At 70.4% G+C, this 19,841-nt stretch carries 17 protein-coding genes; 7 read left to right on the top strand and 10 right to left on the bottom strand.

Annotated features, from left to right (window positions below; translation table 11 throughout):
• Nucleotides 1-33 precede the first annotated feature (33 nt).
• The 5 genes from ACMXN5_RS18640 to ACMXN5_RS18620 form a co-directional block, all read right to left on the bottom strand.
• Nucleotides 34-792 (bottom strand): AfsR/SARP family transcriptional regulator, encoded by a 759-nt coding sequence (locus ACMXN5_RS18640; RefSeq protein WP_439676214.1) that lies wholly within the window; start codon nucleotides 790-792, stop codon nucleotides 34-36.
• A 135-nt stretch (nucleotides 793-927) separates the two neighbouring features.
• The gene (locus ACMXN5_RS18635) at nucleotides 928-1,218 is read right to left on the bottom strand and encodes a helix-turn-helix domain-containing protein (protein WP_078975919.1); all 291 of its coding nucleotides are present in this window, start codon (nucleotides 1,216-1,218) and stop codon (nucleotides 928-930) included.
• Nucleotides 1,219-1,484: 266 nt separating this feature from the next.
• Nucleotides 1,485-3,680: an MMPL family transporter gene (locus ACMXN5_RS18630; RefSeq protein ID WP_439676213.1), complete on the bottom strand. Its 2,196-nt coding sequence runs from the start codon at nucleotides 3,678-3,680 to the stop codon at nucleotides 1,485-1,487.
• A gap of 161 nt (nucleotides 3,681-3,841) precedes the next feature.
• A complete protein-coding gene (locus ACMXN5_RS18625) occupies nucleotides 3,842-4,636 on the bottom strand; it encodes a 4'-phosphopantetheinyl transferase family protein (protein ID WP_439676212.1) in 795 nt (264 codons plus the stop codon).
• A 421-nt stretch (nucleotides 4,637-5,057) separates the two neighbouring features.
• The gene (locus ACMXN5_RS18620; protein ID WP_439676211.1) at nucleotides 5,058-5,966 is read right to left on the bottom strand and encodes a trypsin-like serine peptidase; all 909 of its coding nucleotides are present in this window, start codon (nucleotides 5,964-5,966) and stop codon (nucleotides 5,058-5,060) included.
• A 520-nt stretch (nucleotides 5,967-6,486) separates the two neighbouring features.
• Here ACMXN5_RS18620 and ACMXN5_RS18615 point away from each other — a divergent pair.
• The 3 genes from ACMXN5_RS18615 (at nucleotide 6,487) to ACMXN5_RS18605 (ending at nucleotide 9,104) form a co-directional block, all read left to right on the top strand.
• On the top strand, nucleotides 6,487-7,998 hold the full coding sequence (locus tag ACMXN5_RS18615) for an ATP-binding protein (protein ID WP_439676209.1): 1,512 nt from the start codon (nucleotides 6,487-6,489) through the stop codon (nucleotides 7,996-7,998).
• Nucleotides 7,931-8,404, top strand: a complete 474-nt coding sequence (locus tag ACMXN5_RS18610; protein WP_439676208.1) for a Rieske (2Fe-2S) protein — start codon at nucleotides 7,931-7,933, stop codon at nucleotides 8,402-8,404. The genes ACMXN5_RS18615 and ACMXN5_RS18610 overlap by 68 nt, the downstream gene beginning before the upstream one ends.
• A gap of 124 nt (nucleotides 8,405-8,528) precedes the next feature.
• Entirely contained in the window at nucleotides 8,529-9,104 is a 576-nt protein-coding gene (locus ACMXN5_RS18605) for a DUF4383 domain-containing protein (protein WP_439676206.1), read from the top strand.
• A 90-nt stretch (nucleotides 9,105-9,194) separates the two neighbouring features.
• On the opposite strand, the gene ACMXN5_RS18600 is transcribed toward ACMXN5_RS18605, so the two are convergent.
• Entirely contained in the window at nucleotides 9,195-10,712 is a 1,518-nt protein-coding gene (locus tag ACMXN5_RS18600) for an MFS transporter (protein ID WP_439676204.1), read from the bottom strand.
• A 167-nt stretch (nucleotides 10,713-10,879) separates the two neighbouring features.
• On the opposite strand from ACMXN5_RS18600, the gene ACMXN5_RS18595 reads away from it, so the two are divergent.
• From ACMXN5_RS18595 to ACMXN5_RS18580, 4 genes are all read left to right on the top strand, one after another.
• Nucleotides 10,880-11,602, top strand: a complete 723-nt coding sequence (locus ACMXN5_RS18595) for a TetR/AcrR family transcriptional regulator (protein WP_439676203.1) — start codon at nucleotides 10,880-10,882, stop codon at nucleotides 11,600-11,602.
• A 106-nt stretch (nucleotides 11,603-11,708) separates the two neighbouring features.
• The gene (locus ACMXN5_RS18590) at nucleotides 11,709-12,806 is read left to right on the top strand and encodes a P1 family peptidase (RefSeq protein WP_395799060.1); all 1,098 of its coding nucleotides are present in this window, start codon (nucleotides 11,709-11,711) and stop codon (nucleotides 12,804-12,806) included.
• Between the two features lie 132 nt (nucleotides 12,807-12,938).
• On the top strand, nucleotides 12,939-13,808 hold the full coding sequence (locus ACMXN5_RS18585) for an MHYT domain-containing protein (protein ID WP_439676202.1): 870 nt from the start codon (nucleotides 12,939-12,941) through the stop codon (nucleotides 13,806-13,808).
• Nucleotides 13,809-13,960: 152 nt separating this feature from the next.
• On the top strand, nucleotides 13,961-15,091 hold the full coding sequence (locus ACMXN5_RS18580) for a hypothetical protein (protein ID WP_439676201.1): 1,131 nt from the start codon (nucleotides 13,961-13,963) through the stop codon (nucleotides 15,089-15,091).
• A gap of 217 nt (nucleotides 15,092-15,308) precedes the next feature.
• Here ACMXN5_RS18580 and ACMXN5_RS18575 read toward each other — a convergent pair whose 3' ends face one another.
• From ACMXN5_RS18575 to ACMXN5_RS18560, 4 genes are all read right to left on the bottom strand, one after another.
• Complete coding sequence (locus ACMXN5_RS18575; RefSeq protein WP_439676200.1) at nucleotides 15,309-16,433, bottom strand: NAD(P)H-dependent flavin oxidoreductase; 1,125 nt, start codon at nucleotides 16,431-16,433, stop codon at nucleotides 15,309-15,311.
• A 106-nt stretch (nucleotides 16,434-16,539) separates the two neighbouring features.
• Nucleotides 16,540-17,697 carry a thiolase domain-containing protein gene (locus ACMXN5_RS18570; protein WP_380009048.1) on the bottom strand — a complete coding sequence of 386 codons (1,158 nt, stop codon included), beginning with the start codon at nucleotides 17,695-17,697 and terminating at the stop codon, nucleotides 16,540-16,542.
• On the bottom strand, nucleotides 17,694-18,761 hold the full coding sequence (locus ACMXN5_RS18565) for a lipid-transfer protein (protein ID WP_395799050.1): 1,068 nt from the start codon (nucleotides 18,759-18,761) through the stop codon (nucleotides 17,694-17,696). The genes ACMXN5_RS18570 and ACMXN5_RS18565 overlap by 4 nt, the downstream gene beginning before the upstream one ends.
• 73 nt (nucleotides 18,762-18,834) lie before the next feature.
• Nucleotides 18,835-19,830, bottom strand: coding sequence for a Zn-ribbon domain-containing OB-fold protein (locus ACMXN5_RS18560; protein ID WP_439676199.1), 996 nt, complete (start codon nucleotides 19,828-19,830; stop codon nucleotides 18,835-18,837).
• Nucleotides 19,831-19,841 lie beyond the last annotated feature (11 nt).

Below are 19,841 nucleotides of genomic sequence, written 5' to 3'. Positions count from 1 at the left end.
GCCGGTATCAGTGACGAGTCGCCGTCTCGGCGCTCACAACGAGGGATCCTGCATCAGGATCGCCTGGTAGAGGTGGTGAAGGCGACTGTTCGGCTTGAGCCCCAACTCCTGGTCGAGCCACTTGCGCGTGCGGTGGAAGACGTCGACGGCCTCGGACTGCCGTCCGCAGCGGTACAGGGCGATCATCAACTGCTCGCTGAACCGCTCGCGTTCGGGGTACTGCGCGAGCAACTGCTTGAGTTCGGCGACGACCGTCCCGGCCTCGCCGAGCTGGAGCTGGGCCGCGATGAGGTCTTCGCGCGCGGTCTTGCGCTGTTCGTCGAGACGCAGCGCCACGGCCCGGCACCAGGGGCCGTCACTCGTGTCGAGCAGGGCCGGCCCGCGCCACATGCCGAGCGCCTCGCGCAGCAGATCCGTGGCCTCGTGCGGCCGGTTGACGACCAGGCTCGCGCCCTTGCCCGCCGTTTGCAGAAAGCGGTACGCGTCCACGGCGTCGGCGGGGATGTTCAGCGTGTAGCCGTTGTCCACCGTACGAATCAGCTCGTGGCCGGGCCCGCCGAGCCCTAACTCGGCCAGTGACCTGCGCACCCGCTTGACGTTCGCCTGTAACGCGTTGCGCGTGTTCTTGAGCGGCGCCTCGCCCCACAGCTCGTCGATCAGCTCGTCGAAGGTGACCACCTGACCGATGTTGAGCGCCAGCATGGTGAGCATCACCCGGTTCTTCTTCGCGCGTATACCGACGGTTTTCTGACCGTCTCCTAACAGCAGCGGACCCAATATGGAGATGTACACCAAAATCCCCCGTCTACCGTTGAATTCCAGTCACAAGTTGTTCGCTTGCAACGCCGGGCCTGCCACATGGAACAACGGTCGACTCGTTCCGGGCGACCCGAAGGAGGGTAAGAATCCAGGTGGTATTCACGATGGTCAATTATCGGATACGCTAGACGGCTCCGATACTGTACCTTCGTACATGCTTTCGTAGACTTGCGCAACCAGGCCCGCCTGAAGGCGGGATTCCACTTGCAGCTTGACCAGGATGTTTGCCACATGAGCCTTTACGGTTCGTTCCGTGACGTCGAGTCGGGTGGCAATGCCGCGGTTGGAATGCCCCGCCCCGAGGAGCGCGAAAACCTGTTTCTCGCGCCCGGAGAGCGCCCCGACTCGGGCAAGTTCGGTCTGCCAGCGCACCGAAGCAGGGCCGCTGTCGCTGTGCATGAGTCACCCCCGTGATCGCCCCGCTTCCCGGTTGTGCGCACGTCGGAAGGCGCAGACCTCCGCCACGAGGCAGTTGATCATGCGCCGCCGAACACGCATGCGATTCTATGTTTCCCGTCGGAATCCCCACACGGTTTACGGAACCCCCGGCTCGGCGGTTCAACGTGGGCCGGCGAATTTTCCGCGCGCGAACGCACGAAAAAGGTGGCCGGGGGCGGGCCGAAGCCCATCCACCGACCACCCGGAGCCCGACGCGCGAAGAGCGGTCAGGGAGCCGACGTCCGCTCCGCGACCACGGCCGGCATCCGCGGCCCCCGGGGACCGTGCTGATACGCGAGCCGCGAGGGCCACCAGGTTTTCCAACCGACCAGCATGACCACGGCCGGCAGGGCGACGATTCGGATGAGCGTGGCGTCGAGCAGCACCGCACCCGCCATACCCACGCCCAACTGCTTGAACTCGATGAAGTTCAGCGACGCGAGCAGGGCGAACACGGAGACCATCACCATCGCGGCGCCCGTCACGACGCCCGCCGTCCGCGTGATGCCCTGTTCGACGGCGTCCCGAATGCCGAGCCCGCCGCGCGCGGCCTCTCTGATCCGGCTGACGACGAAGACGTGGTAATCCATCGACAGGCCGAGCAGGATCACGAAGAGCATCAGTGGCAGCCATGCCACCACTCGGCCCGTGGACTGGAAGCGCAGGATGCCTTCCGCCCAGGTCCGCTGGAAGATCAGCGCAAGCAGACCGAAAGACGCCACGGCGGACAGGACGTTGAGGACCACCGTGATCAGCGCGAGCACCAGGGATCGGAACGCGACGGCCATGACCAGGAAGGTCATGGCCAGCGCCGCCCCGAGTACCCAGGGCATCTTGGCGACGACGTTCGCCCGGTAGTCCACGTCGTACGCCACATCGCTGCCGCCGACCGCGAACTCCGCGCCCTCGACGCCGCCGAGGGTGTTCGGGGCGATGTCCTCGCGCAGCTTCGTCAGGGACTCGCGCGCCTTGCCGGAACTGCTCTTGAAGCGTGTGCCGACGGAAATGGTGCTGACCGTGCCGTCCGCCGACGTACGCACCAGGGGCTGCGGGATCTGTACGAAGAGGTCGTCGTGCCGCGTGCGGTCCACCAGCGCGGCCACCGCCGTGCGCAGGTCCGCGGCCCGGTCGGCGGAGACCTTCACGGCGATCATGTGCGTATCGGCCGGGCTGGGGAACGACTTCGTCAGACGCTCGTTGGCCTGCATCGCGGGGATCGACTTGGGCAGGTCGTCGATACCGGTGGCCTTGAGCCGCAGACCGAGGGCGGGCAACGCGAGGGCGAGGAGCACACCGACGGAGAGCACGAGTGCGAGAACCGGGTGGCGCAACGACGGCTTGAGCATCGCCGACCACAGGCGAGGCTTGACGCCGCCCTTCTGCGTGAGCCGCCACACCAGGGGGACGCGCGGCTTGTCCAGATAACGGCCGAACTTGGACAGCATGGCCGGCAGGACGGTCAGCGAGGCGCCCATCGCGATGGCGACGACCAGAATCGCGCCCGTGGCCATCGCCTGGAAGGCGATGTGCCCGGCGAAGTAGAGCGCGCACATGGAGACCATCACCACCAGGCCGGAGACCAGCACGGCGTGGCCGGACGTGGCCGCGGCGACCTCGATGGCGTCGACCTCGTTGGCGCCGAGCGCGCGTTCCTCGCGCTGGCGCTTGAGGTAGAAAAGCGAGTAGTCGACGCCGATGGCCATGCCCACCAGGACGATGATGTGGGTCACCGGACCCGGATCCGGCACGAGTTGGGAGGCCGCTCCCCACAGGCCGAGTCCGGTCAGCACCGAGGACAGGCCCAGGACGACGGGGACGCTCGCGGCGACCATCGCGCCGAAGACGAAGACCATGACGAGTAACGTCACCGGCAGGCTCAGCACGGTCGCCCTGCGGCGGCCGTCGTCCAGCAGGTCGTTGAGCCCGGCCCGGATGGAACCCTCGCCGACCAGCTCCACATGTACGTCGGAGTGCGCCTCCTGGGTCCTCTGCACGCTGTCGAGCAGCGGTCGCACCCGACTGTCGGCGGTCTCGGGGTCTCCGTTGAGCGTCACCGGGACCAGCAGGGCCGAGCCGTCCGAGGCGAGGATCGGCTCGCCGATCGAGGCGATGCCCTTGTCGCCCTTCAGGCCGGACACCGTCTCGTCGGCCGCCGCCCGGGCCTTGGCCACATCGAGCTTGCCGACGTACGGCGTGACCAGGATGTTCTCCACCGCGCGAACCTGCAGACCGCCGCTCTTGGCGATGACGGCCGCCCGGCCGGACTGACCTATGGACAGATCCGAGCTGGTGGCCTGCCGGGTACCCGTGGCGGCGCCGACCGCCAGGGCCCCGAGGACGACCCCGAGCCAGAGCGCGAGTGCCCACCAGGGGTGGACAGCGCTCCACCGCGCGGCCTTGGTGATCACGTTCCTGCCTTCCACGATTACCTCCCCCTCCTCGAAAGGAATACCCGGCACCAAAACACGGTCCTGGCTCAAGAATCCGGCCGGTGCTTTACCATCGTGCTCTCGCGCCCTTAAATCTAGCGACGCTCCGGCACGCGACCACGGGTACGATTACGCCTTTTTGAGGGGAGTTTCTTCTACTTGACACCCGGCCTGTGTCGCATGCCCTCGGTTTCCGTCGGCGACATTGGGTACCACATCCTCGGTGAAACGTAAAAGGGCCCGTCACCGAGCAGCGCGACGGACCCCGCATATCCTTCGGGAAGCAACAGGTCGGCAACTCTCCACGGTCCCGCGAACGGACCCGAGCGCGAGTACACCGTGGCCTGCCGCGCGGTGTGGGCAACGGGAATCGCCATGCCCTCGGTGAGCCTGCCGCCCACCGCCTTCACACACGCCTCCTTCCTCGTCCACAGCCGGGTGAAGGCGCCGATCCCGTCGCGCGCCACCGACTCCCGCTCCTCGTCACCGAAGAAGCGCCGAGCCAACCGCTCGGTGTCCAGGTTCGGGCGAGCCAGTTCCACGTCCACCCCGACCGGTCGCGAGGCCAGGGCGAGCAGGGCGATGTCGCCCGAGTGCGACAGGCTGAAGTGCAGGCCCGCCCCCTCGACGACCGGCTTTCCCCACCGGCCGCGGGCGAAGCGCAGGGCGGCCGGCGGGCGGCCCAGACGCGCGCCGACGACGATCCGCGTCGCGGCGTGCGCGATCACGAAACGGCGCCGCATTCCCGGCACGAGGCCGCGCCCGGCGCGGGCCTTCTCGTCCTCGTCGAGGAGATCTTCGAGGAGACCTTCGAGGGAAGCCGGACAGTGCTCCGGGTCGTCCTCGTCGCCGAGCGATATCCGCCAGACCTCCACCCGCTCCCGACCGTTCTCGTCCTCGACACCCGGCCGGCCGAGCGTGCGGCCGATGTCGCCGCAGTCCGCGCTCACCGGGAGGGCGATCGTGGCATGTCCACGGCCGGCGGCCCGAAGGCGCGGGCGTGGTGCGAGACGATGCGCCGGTACCGCCTCGGCCGGACAACCGTCGGCTGAAGTCCCTTCCGAAAAAAGGAAATCGACATAGTGTCGGGAAGACAGCCGGAAACCGCCGAGAGCGACGTCATGCCAACCACATTGGCGGAGAGCGCTGACGCCCAACTGACGGTGGACTGACTTCAGTCCCGGGGTGTCGCCGCTTTCCCGAGAGAGCGCGCCCCGGGAGGCCCCGAGGCGCGTCGCGTAAACACCCGCACAGGCGCGCGCAATTGCGCGCACGGCGCGTACACGGCGCGCGCGGTCGTTCCGACACCCGCCGACATTCGGCGGTATCGGCGCCCGATTTCGCCCTGGCTCGGCGGCCTCTCCGTCGCCGTCAGGTCGTCGGGGGCTGCGTGGGGTCCGCCGTGCCGGCTCGGTTGTAGAGGGCGGCGATGTCGGGGCCGAAGCGGCTGCTGTAGGAGGTGAGGTCGTCGCCGCCTTCCTGGTAGCCGCCGATGACGCCGATCACCGTGCCCCGACCGTTCGCGGGGTCGATGTCGGTGAGCATCGGGCCACCGCTGGTGCCGTCGGGGAAATCCGCGCAGTCGAAGCGCACCTGGGTGTCGGACAGGGCCGTGGTGGTGTTCTGGCAGCCGATCGGCTGCTCCTCGTCGTCCGGGTAGCCGATCAGTCGGGCGGCGCGGTCGACCGGGGAGTCGAAGGAAACCTGTTCGGCGCCGGTGACCTCCTCGATCCGGTCGCCGGTGCCGGGGCGCCGCACCTGGAGGAACGCGACGTCGTAGGCCGGATCCCGGTCCGAGATCCAGCGCGGATCCACGTCGATCCGGGACGGGACCCACACCCCGTACGGCATGAACCCGTCGTGATAGCCGGGGGCGAAGGCGATGTCGGACGCGAACGCCTCGCCGTAGACGCAGTGCGCGGCGGTGATCACCAGGTTGCGGTTCGGCGAGTGCACCACCGTCGCCGTGCAGAAGTGCTCCGGCCCCGTGCCGTCGCCCACGTGCAGGAGCGCGCCGATCGCCGGCGTCGGCGCGATGGCGCCGGCCCGCAGCGGCTCGGACACCGGCAGCGGCTCGACCGCCTCCGAGCTGATCGTCGGCACGGGTGTCCCCGACGAGGTCGCGGGCGCCCCGCCCAGCAGGCTCGCCGCGATGCGATCGCCCTCGGCCGGATCCGGCAGGTGATAGCCCCGGGCCGCGTCGCCGCCCGCCCGCGACCTCGGATGCCCGGAGATCCGGCCCATCGAGGCCAGACCCGCCACCACCAGCACGGCGGCCACGCAGAAGGCGGTACCGACCAGCAGTCGGCGCCTTCCTCGGGTCGCTTCGGAATCCGCGGTTCGTCGCGACACTCGATCACCAATCTCGGCGTAAATTCGGCCTCGGCCCTCGGACGCTACCGGGTGGATCGCTACCCGGGTGAGGACGAATCAGACCGCCGATCGCACGGTCACACGCTCGTGACGAAGTGTTCTTGCGACCGTCGCCCCAACAGGTGGGAGGGGGGCGACGGTCGCAGGAAACCCCCGTTATCGCACGCCGGCTCGACGCCGTCTCTCCAAACCGCCCGACCGGCCCTGCGACCGTATCCCGGGGCCCGTCGCCGACGGCACCCCGGTATGGGTGATTTATGACTGGCTTAAGGAACCTCCGGGGCTCGGGCCGGTGCCCATCGGCAACGGGCGGCCGGATCATGCCCTCGTGCCGAGGGGGCCGGCGCTGCCACACTTTCCTTGTTCCGCAGGGGTTGTCGGCGGGGTGTCGGCGGGGCGACGGCGGGCCGGAGAGGGCGGGGTACCGATGGCGGGTTCCGACGACTCGTGGTGGACGGTCCGCGCCCGGCTGCGGCTGGTCTGGGCGCCGTGCGCGGCGGTGATGCTGGCCACGGTCGCGGCGCTGGTGGTCGGGCTGACCCTGGACGGCGACGCGCGCTCGCGGGGGCTGCTCCTGGTGCTCGGCGGTGACCTGCTGCTCGTGGTCGGGCTGACCGTGCTGATCGAGGCCGCGCTGCGGCGCACGGTGGAGCGGCCGCTGACCCGGCTGGCCGATCCGAGCGAGCCGCCGAGCCGGGCCGCGCGCTACGACAGCCGCGAGTTCGGCGCGATCGCCGGCGTGATGGCGAGCCTGCGCACCCGGGCCCGCGCCGGGGAGGACCGGGCCCGCCGGGAACGCGAGCACGTCGCCGCGCTGACCGCCGTGGTCGCCGAGCGGGACCGGGAATTGGCCGCCGAGCGCGAGCGGGCCCGGGAGTCGGCGCGCGAGCGGGACGAACTGCGCGCCCGGCTCGACGAACAGGACCGGCGGGCCCGACTCGCCCAGGCCGACCTCGACCAGTTCGCCCACGCCGCGACGCACGACATGCAGGATCCGCTGCGGCGGATCGTGTCCTTCGGCCGCATGCTCCAGGAGCGCTACGAGGACGTGTTGGACCGGCGCGGCCGGCAGTACATCGACTTCACCATCGACAACGCGCGCCGACTCCAGGTGCTCATCGACGAGATGGTCACCCTGACCGAGGTGGGCCGCTCACGCGCGGAGAGCGTCGCGGTGGACCTGGACGAGGTGGTCCGGCAGACGTGGCTGGACATGGCGGATCGGGTCGAGGACACCGGCGCCGAGTTGGCGCACGCCGAACTGCCGGTGGTGGACGCCGATCCGGTGTTGCTGGCCACCCTGATCCGGCATCTGCTCGGCAACGCGGTCAAGTTCGCCCGCCCGTACGAGCGCCCGCTGGTACGGGTCGACGCCGAACCGACCGCGGAGGGATGGCGGATCACCGTCAACGACAACGGGATCGGCATCCCGGCCGAATCGGCGGAACGGGTGTTCGCCGCCTTCCGCCGACTGCACCCGCGCGAGACATACACGGGAAGCGGGATCGGCCTGGCGATGGCCAAGCGCATCGTCGAACAACACGGCGGCCGGATCGCGGTGGACACCGAGTACACGGCGGGCACGCGGATCGTCTTCACGCTGCCGGAACACTCGGCGGAAGACGCGGAGCCGAAGGACGTGGCACCCGAGGGCACGGAGCCGGAGGACGCGGCGCCCGGGGGCACGGAACCGGAGGACCCGGCGCCGGAGGGCACCGAGCCGGACAACGCGGAGCCGGAGTACGGACGACCCGAGCCGATTGAACCCGTTCGCTTCACCGATCCGTCGAACCACGAACCCCTCGCGTACGTTTCCGTTGCGTCGGCGCCGCGTGAACGACCGGCGCCGGGAACCACGACGGAGGCAGCCCATGCGAGCGACGGACCCGAGCACCGACCCGACGACCGTCGACCCGACGGGCACCCCGTCGACGAGTAGTACCGAACCCACTCGACGAATCCTGCTCTGCGGCGCCCTCGTCGCGGCCGGCGGCGTCACGCTGGTGGCCTGCGGCAGCGGCGACGACGGCAAGGACAAGGCCCCGGCCGCCGACAAGGTGCTGGGCCCGGTCGGCGACGTACCGGTCGGCGGCGGCAAGGTCTACGACGACGCCAAGGTGGTGGTCACCCAGCCCTCGGCCGGCGACTTCAAGGCGTTCACCGCCGTGTGCACCCACCAGCAGTGCCTGGTCGGCAGCGTCTCGGGCGGGCAGATCCACTGCCCCTGCCACGGCAGCAGCTTCGACGCGAACACCGGCGCCGTACTCGGCGGCCCCGCCCCGCGCCCGCTCGCGGCCAAGTCGATCGTGGTCACGAACGGTCAGGTCGTCCTCAAGCCCGCGTAACCGACCGACCCCGCCCCAGCACGTGCCCGTGCCCTGTCGACGATCTCGAACCGGTACTTCCCGGCAAATCCGGGAAAGGGATCAAAGAGGAGTTTTCACGCACATCGGATGTTGGGAGGCGGCCATGACGGGCTTGGACGAGGCACTGCCGGTCGACCATCGACTCGGGCAGGTCTACCGGTACGGCGGCGGCTTCATGGGCCTCGCGCTGATCGTGTTCGGCATCCTGGGCTTCACACACAACGTCGGCTTCTTCTCCACCACCGGACGCGAGGTCGCGGGCATGTCGACCAACGGCGCGCTCAGCCTGATCTCGGTCGTGGTCGGCGCGATCCTGATCATCGGCGCGATCATCGGCGGCAACACCGCCTCGACGGTGAACATCGTGGTCGGCGCGCTGTTCGTGATCAGCGGCTTCGTGAACCTGGGTCTGATCGGCACCTCCGACATCAACTACCTGTCCTTCAAGATGCCGAACATCATCTTCAGCTTCGTGGTCGGTCTGCTGGTGATGACGTTCGGCCTGTACGGGCGGGTCAGCGGCCATCTGCCGCACGACAACCCGTACTGGCGCTCGCGCCACCCGGACCAGGCGGCCCGCGAGGACGCCTTCCGCAGCCGGGCCTCGGTCCTGGCCCGCGACGGCGCGTCGGCGCTCGGGACGAGTTCGTCCCGAGCGGGCATCGCCGGCAGCCGCTGAGTCGCCCCGGCGGGCGATCACCGTACGCGAAGGCGCCGCAACGGAGACCATCCCGTTCCGGCGCCTTCCCGCGTACTCGCCCCCGCACGCTCAGTGCCCGGCCGCGCCCTCCGCACCGGGCGGGCGCTCGAAGCGCGGCATCAGGAATGCCAGGCCCCACGCCACGGCCAGGGCGGCGGCGCTGCCGAGGGCGCCGACCGTAAACGCGTCGTCGAACACCCCGCGCACCGCGTCCAGGCTGTGTGCGGCGGGCGCGTTGTCCTCCACGTGGGTGAAGAACAGCGTCCCGAACAGCGCCACCCCCAGCGCCCCCGCGAGCTGCTGGACCGCGTTGAGCACCCCGGAGGCCGAACCGACCTCGTGATCGGCCACCCCGGCCAGCGCGATCCCGAAGAACGGCGCCATCAGCAACCCGAACCCGAAGCCCGCGACGGCGGTCGCCGGCAGCAGGATCCAGGTGTTCACCGGGCCGTCGTGCATCGTGATGGTGGCCGCGGTCCCGAGCACCCCGAGCAGGCCGACCACCAGGCCCGCGTGCAGCACCCGACGGCCGTACTTCGCGGCGAGCACGGCCCCCGCCAGACCCGCGCCGACGGTCGAGCCCAGCGACCACGGGATCAGCGCGAGCGCCGCGTGCGTCGCGGACCAGTCCAGGCCGATCTGGAGGTAGACGCCGAGCACGAGCATCAGGCCGATCATCGAGGCGAACATCATCAGGCCGACCGCCAGGGCGCCGGTGAACGCACGATTGGCGAACAGGCTGACCTCGACCAGCGCGTCGCGACCCGCGCGGGTGGTGCGCACCTCGTACCAGGCGAACAGCCCGAGCACCGGCAGCGAGGCCGCCAGGCAGCCGAACGTCCAGGCGGGCCAGCCCTCTTCACGGCCCTGGACGAGCGGGTAGACGAGCAGCATCATCGCCGCGGTGACCAGGACGACGCCGACGAGGTCGAGGCCGGGTCGGCGGGTGGTCGTACTCGGCTCGGGGCGGGGCACCACGCGGGCGCCGGCGACCAGGGCGAACAGGCCCAGCGGCACGTTCACCATGAACACCGCGCGCCAGCCGAGGCCGAACACGTCGGCGTCCATGACCACGCCGCCCAGGATCGGGCCGAGCACCGCGGCCAGCCCCATCGAGGGGCCGAACACCGCGAACGCGGCGCCGACCTCGCTCTCGTGGAACATGTCCCGGATCAGACCGAGCGCCTGCGGCACCATCATCGCCGCGGCCAACCCCTGCAGGCCGCGGGCCCCGATCAGCATCTCCGGCGACTGGGCCAGCCCGCACAGCGCGGAGGTGACGGTGAACGCGGTCACCCCCATCAGGAACATCCGCCGCCGGCCCAGGATGTCGCCCAGTCGGGCGCCGGTGATCAGGAACATCGCGAACGCGAGCGTGTACGCGGCGGAGAACCACTGGAGGTGGGTGGAATTGCCGCGGAGCGCGTCCCGGATGCCGGGACCGGCGACGTTGACGATCGTCGCGTCGAGCAGGTCCATGATGTCGGCGCCCATGACCACCGCGAGGCCGATCCAGCGCAATCGGTAGGACGTGCGTTTCCCCGTCTCGGCCGCGGCCGGCGCGGCGTTGGTGACGTCGGTGTCCATCGTCTCCCCCGTCTCCCCTTCTGGTTCCACTCCGGCTTTTCGAACACTGTTCGCGCTCCGAACAGCGTTCTTGTCTCGAACACTGTTTTAGATGCGAACACTGTTCGAGTCAAGTACAGTGTTCGTAAAGTCGCAGGATTCGTGGGATTGGTCGAGGAGGTGGCGCCGTGTCCGAGGCTCCCGAAGTACCCCTGCCGCCGTGGCGCACGACGCCCAAGGCTCGGGGGCCGCGCAAACCGGCGCTGTCGCAGGAGGCGATCGTCACCGCCGCGCTGGAGATCATCGACGCGGAGGGCATGGACGCGCTGAGCATGCGCCGGGTGGCCCAGCGCTTCGAGACGGGGGCGGCGTCGCTGTACGCCTATGTCGCCAACAAGGAGGAACTCGTCGAACTCGTGGTGGACCGGGTCAACGGGGAGGTGCACGTCCCGGTCGCCGATCCCGAGCGCTGGCGCGAGCAGTTGCGCGAGACGATGTTCGCGATCCGCGACGTCTACGCGGCACACCGCGACCTGGGCCGGGCCACGATCGGCTCGGTGCCGATGGGTCCCAACTCGCTCCAGTCGTCGGAGCGACTGCTGGCCATCCTGCGCGCGGGCGGACTGTCCAAGCGGGTCTGCGCGTTCGCCGCCGACGTGTTGTCCATGTACACCGTGATGTCCGGCCTCGAACTGGGCGGGCCGGAGGCCGGGCACGGCTCGACAGACGCCGAGCGCGGCGCCTACTACGCGCGGATCCAGGAGTACTTCCTGTCCCTGCCCGCGAACCGCTTCCCCACGCTGGCCTCGCTGGGCGCCGAGTTGACCAGCGGCGATGGCGACGAGCGCTTCGCGTTCGGGATCGACGTGCTGCTGCTCGGCCTGATCGCCTACTCCGAACGGGAGTCCTGACCCGGACCCGGCGCCGACACCCCGTCGCGCCGGCTCCCCGTCGGTAGGTGTGGAGCAGCATGGGGAACAGGGACCACGGCACGGTCCGACGTTCTCGGGAGGCTTCATGTTCGACATCGGGGAATTCAAGGCCGGACCGCGCAACGCGATCACCGACGTGGCCGGGCTGCGGGTCGGGCACGCGGCGTACACCGACGCGGGCGCGATGACCGGGACCACCGTCCTGCTCGGCCCGGTCGGCGGCTTCGTGGCGGGGGTGGACGTGCGCGGCGGCGCACCGGGCACACGCGAGTTGGACGCGCTCGATCCGCGCAACCTGGTGCCGCGGATCGAGGCGATCGTGCTCAGCGGGGGCAGTGCGTTCGGGCTGGACGCGGCCGGCGGGGCGGTGGCGTGGCTGGCCGAGCGCGGGCGGGGGTTCCCGGTCGGCGCCGAGCCGCACCAGGTGGTGCCGGTGGTGCCCGCGGCCTCGCTGTTCGACCTCGGGCGCGGCGGCGACTGGCAGCGCCGGCCCGACGCGGCGCTCGGGCGGGCGGCGATCGCGGCGGCGGACGCCGAACCGGAGCACGCGCCGGTGCCGACGGGCAGCGTGGGCGCGGGCACGGGGGCGATGGTCGGCGGGCTGCGCGGCGGGGTGGGTACCGCGAGCGTGGTGCTGCCCGGCGGGGTCACGGTCGCCGCGCTCGCGGTGGTCAACGCGGCCGGGTCGCCGGTCGACCCGATCGGCGGGCTGCCCTACGCGGTCGGCCTCGGCCTGCCCGGCGAGTTCCCGCTCACCCCGCCCGAACACGCCGAGCACGCCGCCGCGTTGACCCGCGCGGCGGCCGCGGCGCAGACCCCGCCCTCGCTCAACACCACGATCGGGATCGTCGCCACCGACGCGACGCTGACCAGGTCCCAGGCGCAGAAGGTGGCGGGCGTCGCGCACGACGGGCTGGCGCGGGCGATCCGTCCCGTACACACCCTCTACGACGGCGACACGATCTTCGCGGTGTCCACGGCCCGCGTCCCGCTGCCCGCACTCGACCCGACCACGCCGTACGGGGTCAACGAGGAGGCCGCCGCGCTGACCCTGCTGCACGCCGCGGCGGCGGACGTGTTCGGCCGGGCCGTCCTGCACGGGGTGCTCGCGGCGAAGCGCGGCGGGTCGGTGCCGGCGTACCGCGATCTTTATCCGAATTCCACCTGTCGATACGACGGGTGACGTTTCGGCGAATTCCCAAACCCGGTCGCGGCCCGGCTTCGGAGCCGGCCTATCATCTTCGATTCGAGGACGAGTTTTCCCGTTTCCGAAGGGGCTCGAAAAACTGACGGAGCGGTCGCCGACGTGGGTCACGTGGATCATTTCCAGTACGGAGCGTTGACCCCGGTCATCGCCTACCTGATGTCGTGTCTCGGCTCGGCGCTGGGGTTGTTGTGCACGACGCGGGCCCGCGCGGTGCGCGGTTGGGTGCGGGCACGCTGGTTGGTCCTGGGCGCGGCGTCGATCGGCGGTACCGGAATCTGGGTCATGCATTTCATCGGCATGCTCGGTTTCTCGGTCCGGGGCACGCCGATCCGCTACGACGTGTCCAAGACGATCGCCTCACTCGTGCTCGCGGTGATCGTGGTCGGCATCGGCATGGCCATCGCGGGTCGACGCAACGCGGGATGGGTCGGCCTGGTGCTGGGCGGCGTGGTCACCGGCGGCGGCGTGGCGAGCATGCACTACATGGGCATGGCCGCGCTGAGCCTGGACGGCAGGATCCACTACGACACGCTGCGCGTGACGTTGTCGATCGTGATCGCGGTGGTCGCGGCCACCGCCGCGTTGTGGGCCGCGCTGCACGTCAGCGGATTCGCGGCGACCGGGGGCGCCGCGTTGATCATGGGCCTGGCGGTCGGCGGAATGCACTACACGGGAATGTCGGCGATGAGTGTGCGTACCGAGGGCGCGCACGGGTTGGCACACGGTGTGGAGGCGACACAATTCCTCGCGCCGTTGATCACCGGAATCAGTCTTTTCACGGTGATCACGTTGTTCATGGTGGCCCTGTCGCCGTCCGCCGACGAGATCCGGGAGGAAGCCGAACTCAGCGCTCGGCTGGCCCGGTTGCAAGACAATCGGGGCACCCCGTTCGCGGCGGGGAATGCCGGCGGCGGACGGGTATCGCATCGGCGGCGCACCGAAAACGATCCCCGGGATTACTTCCGCGGCGGACGCTGATCCGGGCTTCGAATCGGGCGGGGCGGGCCGGAGCGGTCGAGGCGACTCCGAGATAACGCTTGATTGCGTCAATGATTTGGCGCAGACTCGCACGACGTCTCAACCAGCCCGACGCGTCGGCGCACCGTCGGCGCGTGGTCAGGAGGAACCCGATGCCGACTCCCGTACCCCTGGACGAATATCCGGTCCACCAGGTCCCGCTGTTCCACAGCGAGGTCGGCTCGACCGACCGGAATTTCTACGACCGCTGCATCATGCACGCCTACGACCGCACGGGCGGCGTACAGATCGCCACCGGCCTGGGCGTCTACCCCAACCTGGGCGTGATCGACGCGTACGTGGTGGTCCGCAGGGACGGTCGCCAGCACGCGGTGCGGATGTCGGGCGCGCTCGGCCCGGACCGGATGCGGCAGGAGGTCGGCCCGTACCGCATCGAGGTGTTGGAGCCGCTGTCCAGCGTGCGCGTGGTGTGCGACGCGCCGGAGCAGGGCATCACGATCGACCTCACCTTCACTTCGCCGTTCGCACCGCTGCCGGAACCTCGACACGTGCAGCGCAGCGACTTCAAGCCGATGCTGGACGCGTCGCGCTTCGTCCAGATCGGCGACTGGACCGGCACGGTGACCCTGGACGGCGAGGAGATCACGGTCACCCCGCAGACGTGGTCCGGCTCGCGCGACCGCTCGTGGGGCATCCGCCCGTCGGGCGAGGCGCCGCCGGCCGGACGGCCCGCGCAGACCGCCGGGTTCTGGTGGAACTGGATCCCGCTGCACCTGGGCGATCAGGCGCTGATGATCATCGCGCAGGAATCCGCCGACGGGCACCGCTTCCTGACCGAGGCGATCCGGATGTACCCGATCGCCTCCGGGAAGGCGCCCGAGCAGTTGGGCTGGCCCGAGTTCGACGTGCGGTACACGCCCGGCACCCGGCACCCCGAGGGGGCCGACATCCACCTGACCGACCGCAAACGCAACGCGCTCACGCTGCGCCTGGAAAACCACGGGTACATCGCGCTCAACGTCGGCGCGGGCTACGGCGGCGACCCCGACTGGGGGCACGGGCAGTGGAGGGGCGAGGACTACCTCGACGGCGCGGTGTACGAGCAGAAGGATCCCGGGGTGGCCAAGCGCATCCCGTTCAGTGTGATCGACCATGTGGCCACCGCTCGGCTGCTCGGTCCGGACGGCGCCCTGATCGCGGAGGGTCTGGGCATCTTCGAGCACGGCACGTTCGGGCGGCACGACCCGTCGGGGTTCACGGGGTGGGATTCGGTGGCGCCGTAGCGGCGGGGGCTCGCCGCCGGCGCAACCGGCGCACTCTACCGGACATGCACCGTTGATGCCCGCAAAACGCACGGATTGCTGAAATACCGGGACAGTTCGCGGTATTCATAGGCGCGGGACCGGTGTCACTCACTCCCGTGGCCCGCCGACCGCCGGGCCGTGCACGCGAGTCCTCCCGCGCGCCCGGCCCGGCAGGTCTCGGCCGGAGCGGTCCGGCTCAGTCGTCGGCCAGGAACGCGTTCAGTCGCTCCGTGGTCTCGATCCACTCCTCGACCAGCGACATCACGACCTCCTGGGTCGGCCGGACCCGGTCGAGCATGCCGACCACCTGGCCGACCGGCCAGCCGTTGAGCTCCTTGTTCTTCGTCCGGGTGAACCGCCGGGACGCCGCGTTGAAGATGATGCCCTGGAGCGGCATCGGCAGCGGGTCGGGGTTGCCCGGATCCTCCCACGCCTCGGTCCACGCGCTCCTGAGCTGGCGGGCGGGCTTGCCGGTCATCGCGCGCGAGCGCACGGTGTCGGTGGACTTGGCCTCCAGGAGGTTTTGTACCGAGACCTCGTGGGTGTCCGCCTCGGCGACGGTGAGCCACAGGCTGCCGGTCCACACCCCCTGCGCGCCGAGCGCCAGCGCGGCGGCCATCTGCCGGCCGCCGCCGATGCCACCGGCGGCGAGCACCGGGATGTCGGGGCCGACCGTGTCCACCACCTGCGGGATGAGCACCATCGTGGAGATCTCGCCGCAGTGCCCGCCGGCCTCGGTGCCCTGCGCGACCACCACGTCCACGCCCGCCTCGACCTGCTTCTGCGCGTGCCGGGGGCTGCCGCACAGGGCGCCGACCAGGACCCCCGCCGCGTGGCAGGCGTCGATGATGTCGGCCGGCGGCGGGCCGAGCGCGTTGACGAACATCTTCACCAGCGGGTGCTTCAGCGAGACCTCGATCTGCGCACGCGACTCCAGGTCCACGTTCAGCCCGGCCGCCTTGACCGGTCGGTCCGCCAACTCCGGGGGCAGCGGCGGGATGTTGTGCGTCTCCAGGAGTTCGTCGACGAACTTCCAGTGCCGCTCCGGGATCAGCTTCTCCAGGTTGGCGGGCAGCGCCGCCTCGCCGCCGCCCTTGCCGATGTAGGCCATCGGGATCGCCAGGTCGACACCGTACGGCTTGCCGTCGGTTTGCTCGTCGAGCCAGGCCAGCTCGACCTCCAGCTGCTCGGGGTCGAACGCGAGCGCGCCGAGGACCCCGAAGCCTCCGGCTCGGCTGACCGCCGCGACCACGTCGCGGCAGTGGGAGAACGCGAAGATCGGGAACTCGATCCCTAGCTTCGCGCAGATGGGGGGCTTCATCGGCACAACCTCCGGTCACCGGGTGAAGGCCCCAGAATAGGAAGGCTCCTTGACCAAATCAAGGTCAAGGAGCCTTACCATTTGCGCCGGGGCGGCACCCGCCCCGCTACGGCTTGTCGGTGCCGACCGCCCACATCGCGAAGTACTGCGCCGCCGCGCCGTACGCCTGGGCGAGGGCGACCTTCGCGCCGTCCACCTGATGCTCGCCGGCCGTACCCCGGACCTGGAGCGCCGCCTCCAGGAAGCGGAGCATGCCGGAGGCGCCGATCGGGTTCGAGGACAGCACGCCGCCGGACGGGTTGACCGGGAAGTCGCCGTCGAAGGCGGTCTCGCCCCGGTCGACCATCTTCCAGCCCTCGCCCACCGGCGCGATGTCGTGGCCCTCCAGCCACATCGGCTCGTACCAGGAGAACGGCACGTACAACTCGGCCACGTCGATCTGCCGGCGCGGGTCGGTGATGCCGGCCTGGCGGTACACGTCCCACGCGCAGTCGACGCCGGCCTGCGGGCGGATCGGGTCGCGGCCGTTGAAGGACGACGGCTCGGAGCGCATCGAGGTGCCCAGTACCCAGGCCGGCGCCCGCCCGTCGGCCGCCGCCGCGTCGCCGCCCGCCTCGTCGGTGAGCACGATCGCACCGGCGCCGTCGGAGGACGGGCACGACTCCAGGAAGTGCAGCGGGTCCCACATCATCGGCGACTCGCGGACCTTGTCGATCGAGATGTCCTTGAGCTGGAGATGCGCGTACTCGTTGCGCAGCGCGTTCTGCCGGTCCTTGACCGCCACCTGCCAGCCGATGTGCTCGGGCGCGCCGGACTTGCGGATGTAGGCGCGAATCCACGGCGCGAACGCGCCGCCCGCGCCGATCGAGCCGGACTTGCCGCCGCCCAGGCCGAATTGCGCGTTCCCCTCGGACTGCTTCTCCCACGCCACCGCCAGTACCCGCTTGTGGACACGGCTGCTGATCAGGTGGGAGGCCACGATCGCGGTGGATCCGCCCACGCTGCCGGCGGTGTGTACCCGGAACACCGGCTTGCCGGCGCCGCCGAGCGCGTCCGAGAGGTAGAGCTCGGGCTTCATCACGCCCTCGAAGATGTCGGGCGCCTTCCCGATCACCACCGCGTCGATGTCGCTCCAGGTCATCCGCGCGTCGTCGAGCGCGCGCTGGGCGGCCTCGCGGACGAGCCCGGCGATCGACAGGTCGTCGCGCCGCTTCTTGTGCTTGGTCTGGCCGATGCCGACGACGGCAACGCGCTCATGGGTCATCGGTTGTCACCTTCCAGGACACAGACGAGGTTCTGCTGGAGTGCCGGGCCCGAGGTGGCGTGCCCGAGCGTGCGCGAGCGCCCGTCGACGAGGATCGCCTCGGCCGCGTCGGCGATCCGGACCAGGCCGGTGGCCATCAGCGGGTTGCCGGTGAGCGCGCCGCCGGAGGGGTTGATCAGGACGTCGTCGGCCAGGCCGAGCGACTGCCGCAGGATCACCTCCTGCGCGGTGAACGGCGCCATCAGCTCGGCCACTTCGACACCGGCCACGCCGCCCGCGCGCGCCGCGGCGAGCCGGGTGGAGGCGGAGTCGGTCAGGTCGCGCAGGGCCGGGTTGTGCACCTCGCTGCGGTGGTCGATCCCGGTGATCCAGGCCGGGCGCTCGGTCAGTTCGGCGGCCCGCGGGCCGCGCACCAGGACCACCGCGCAGGCACCGTCCGAGATCGGCGGCAGGTCGCTCCTGCGCAGCGGGTTGCGCAGGTAGCCCTCGGCGAGCAGCTTGTCCACGTCCTGCTCGGCGGTGCGTACCTGCTGGTTCGGGTTGCCGGCCGCGTCCCGGCGCGAGCGCGCGGCGATCTCGGCGAGTTCGCGTTCGGTGCTCTTGCCGGACTCGATCAGCTGCCGGGCCTGGAGCGCGGCCAGCGAGACCGGGTCCAGGCCGAGCGGCGCGAGGTAGTACGGGTCGAGTTCGAGCGGGTAGATCGCGGCCGGGTCGCCGGTGGAGGACTTGCCCGAGCCCATCGCCACCGCGATGTCGATGTCGCCGTGCCGCAATCGCACCCACGCCTCGTACATCGCCCACGCGCCGTCCATCTCCACGTGCGACTCGTGGATCGGCGGCCAGGCGCCCATCGCGTCCAGGTTCGGCACAAACGAGAACGTGCCTCCGGAGATGTAGTCGCACGACCCCTGGCAGCTGAAGCCGATGTCGGAGCGCCGCAGCCCGACCTTGCCCAGCGCCTCGTCGACGACGATGAGCAACATCTCGGTCTCGGTGAGCTCCTGCCGGCGTACCGCCGGGAGCTGCGCGGTCGCGACGATCGCGATGTCGCTGTCCTGCCGCACTGCCGTCTCCCTTGTCTCGCCCGCCTTTTGACGTGTCGTCATTTTTGACCTGCCGTCATGTGACGCGTCGTCATCAGAACACCCGGTTCATGTATTGCTCGGCGGGCTCGTCCGGCTCGCCGGTGGGCCGCCAGCCCTTGATGAAGCCCGCGACGGTGCCCCAGCCCTTGCTGGTGATCTCCGCGGCGTCGCGTTCGGCCTCGGGCATCCACTCCGCTTGCACCCGCATGCCGACCCGGATCTCGGACACGGGGAGGTCCAGGATCTGCTGCTGGGCGATCACCATCTCGTCGCCTTCGAGCACGACCGAGGCGCGCGCGAACGGCTCGGTCTCCTTCTGCCCGGGGTACGGGGTGGGGGTGACGATGGTGTAGTTGGACACCACGCCCCGGTCGGGCAGGTCCTCGTCCAGCTCGGGACCGAGCCGGATGGCGTCCACAGAGCAGTAACCCCGGCCAAGGAAGACCCGGTTGCACTGCGGGCAGCGCTGGCCGGTCAGCTTGCCCGCGCGCAGGTTGCTCGCGTAGCGGACCAGGGTGGGCGAGAGCACGTCGGTGTAGGTGATCGTGGAGAAGTACTCCATCGTGGTCACCTCCTGCGCCTCGCCGGGCTCGCCCTCCGGGGCCTCGACCTGCTCGCCGGGGACGAAGCAGACGATGTCGTCGATCCGGCCCACGGGCTCGTCCCGCCAGCGCGGCGCGACCCGCATGCCGGTGTACACGGCGTCCTCGGCGCCCGCGTCGAGCACGTGCACCAGGTCGGTGTCGGCGCCGTCCAGGCGGATCAGGACGAAGGCGAACGGGCGGTCCAGCGGGTGCGATGCGATCGGTTCGGCGACCCAGGTCCAGGACCGGACGGTGCCGGCGGGGCCCACCTCGACGAAGTCGCGCGCGAGCTCGTTCCCGGTCTCCGGGTCGTACTCCATCGGCGGCACGATCACCCGCTCGCCGGAGCGGATGCCGACGATCCGACGGGCGGTCAACTCGGAGAAGAAGCGGCCCATGACCGGCCCGAGTGTGCGCTTGTAGGGGAACTGGATGGTACTGACGGTCTGTGTCGACACGGTCATCCTCTCGGCCT

This window comes from Embleya australiensis (assembly GCF_051903075.1).
Lineage (GTDB): Bacteria > Actinomycetota > Actinomycetes > Streptomycetales > Streptomycetaceae > Embleya.
The sequence above is the reverse complement of the archived record's forward strand: the minus strand, read 5'-3'. Positions and strand labels throughout refer to the sequence as shown.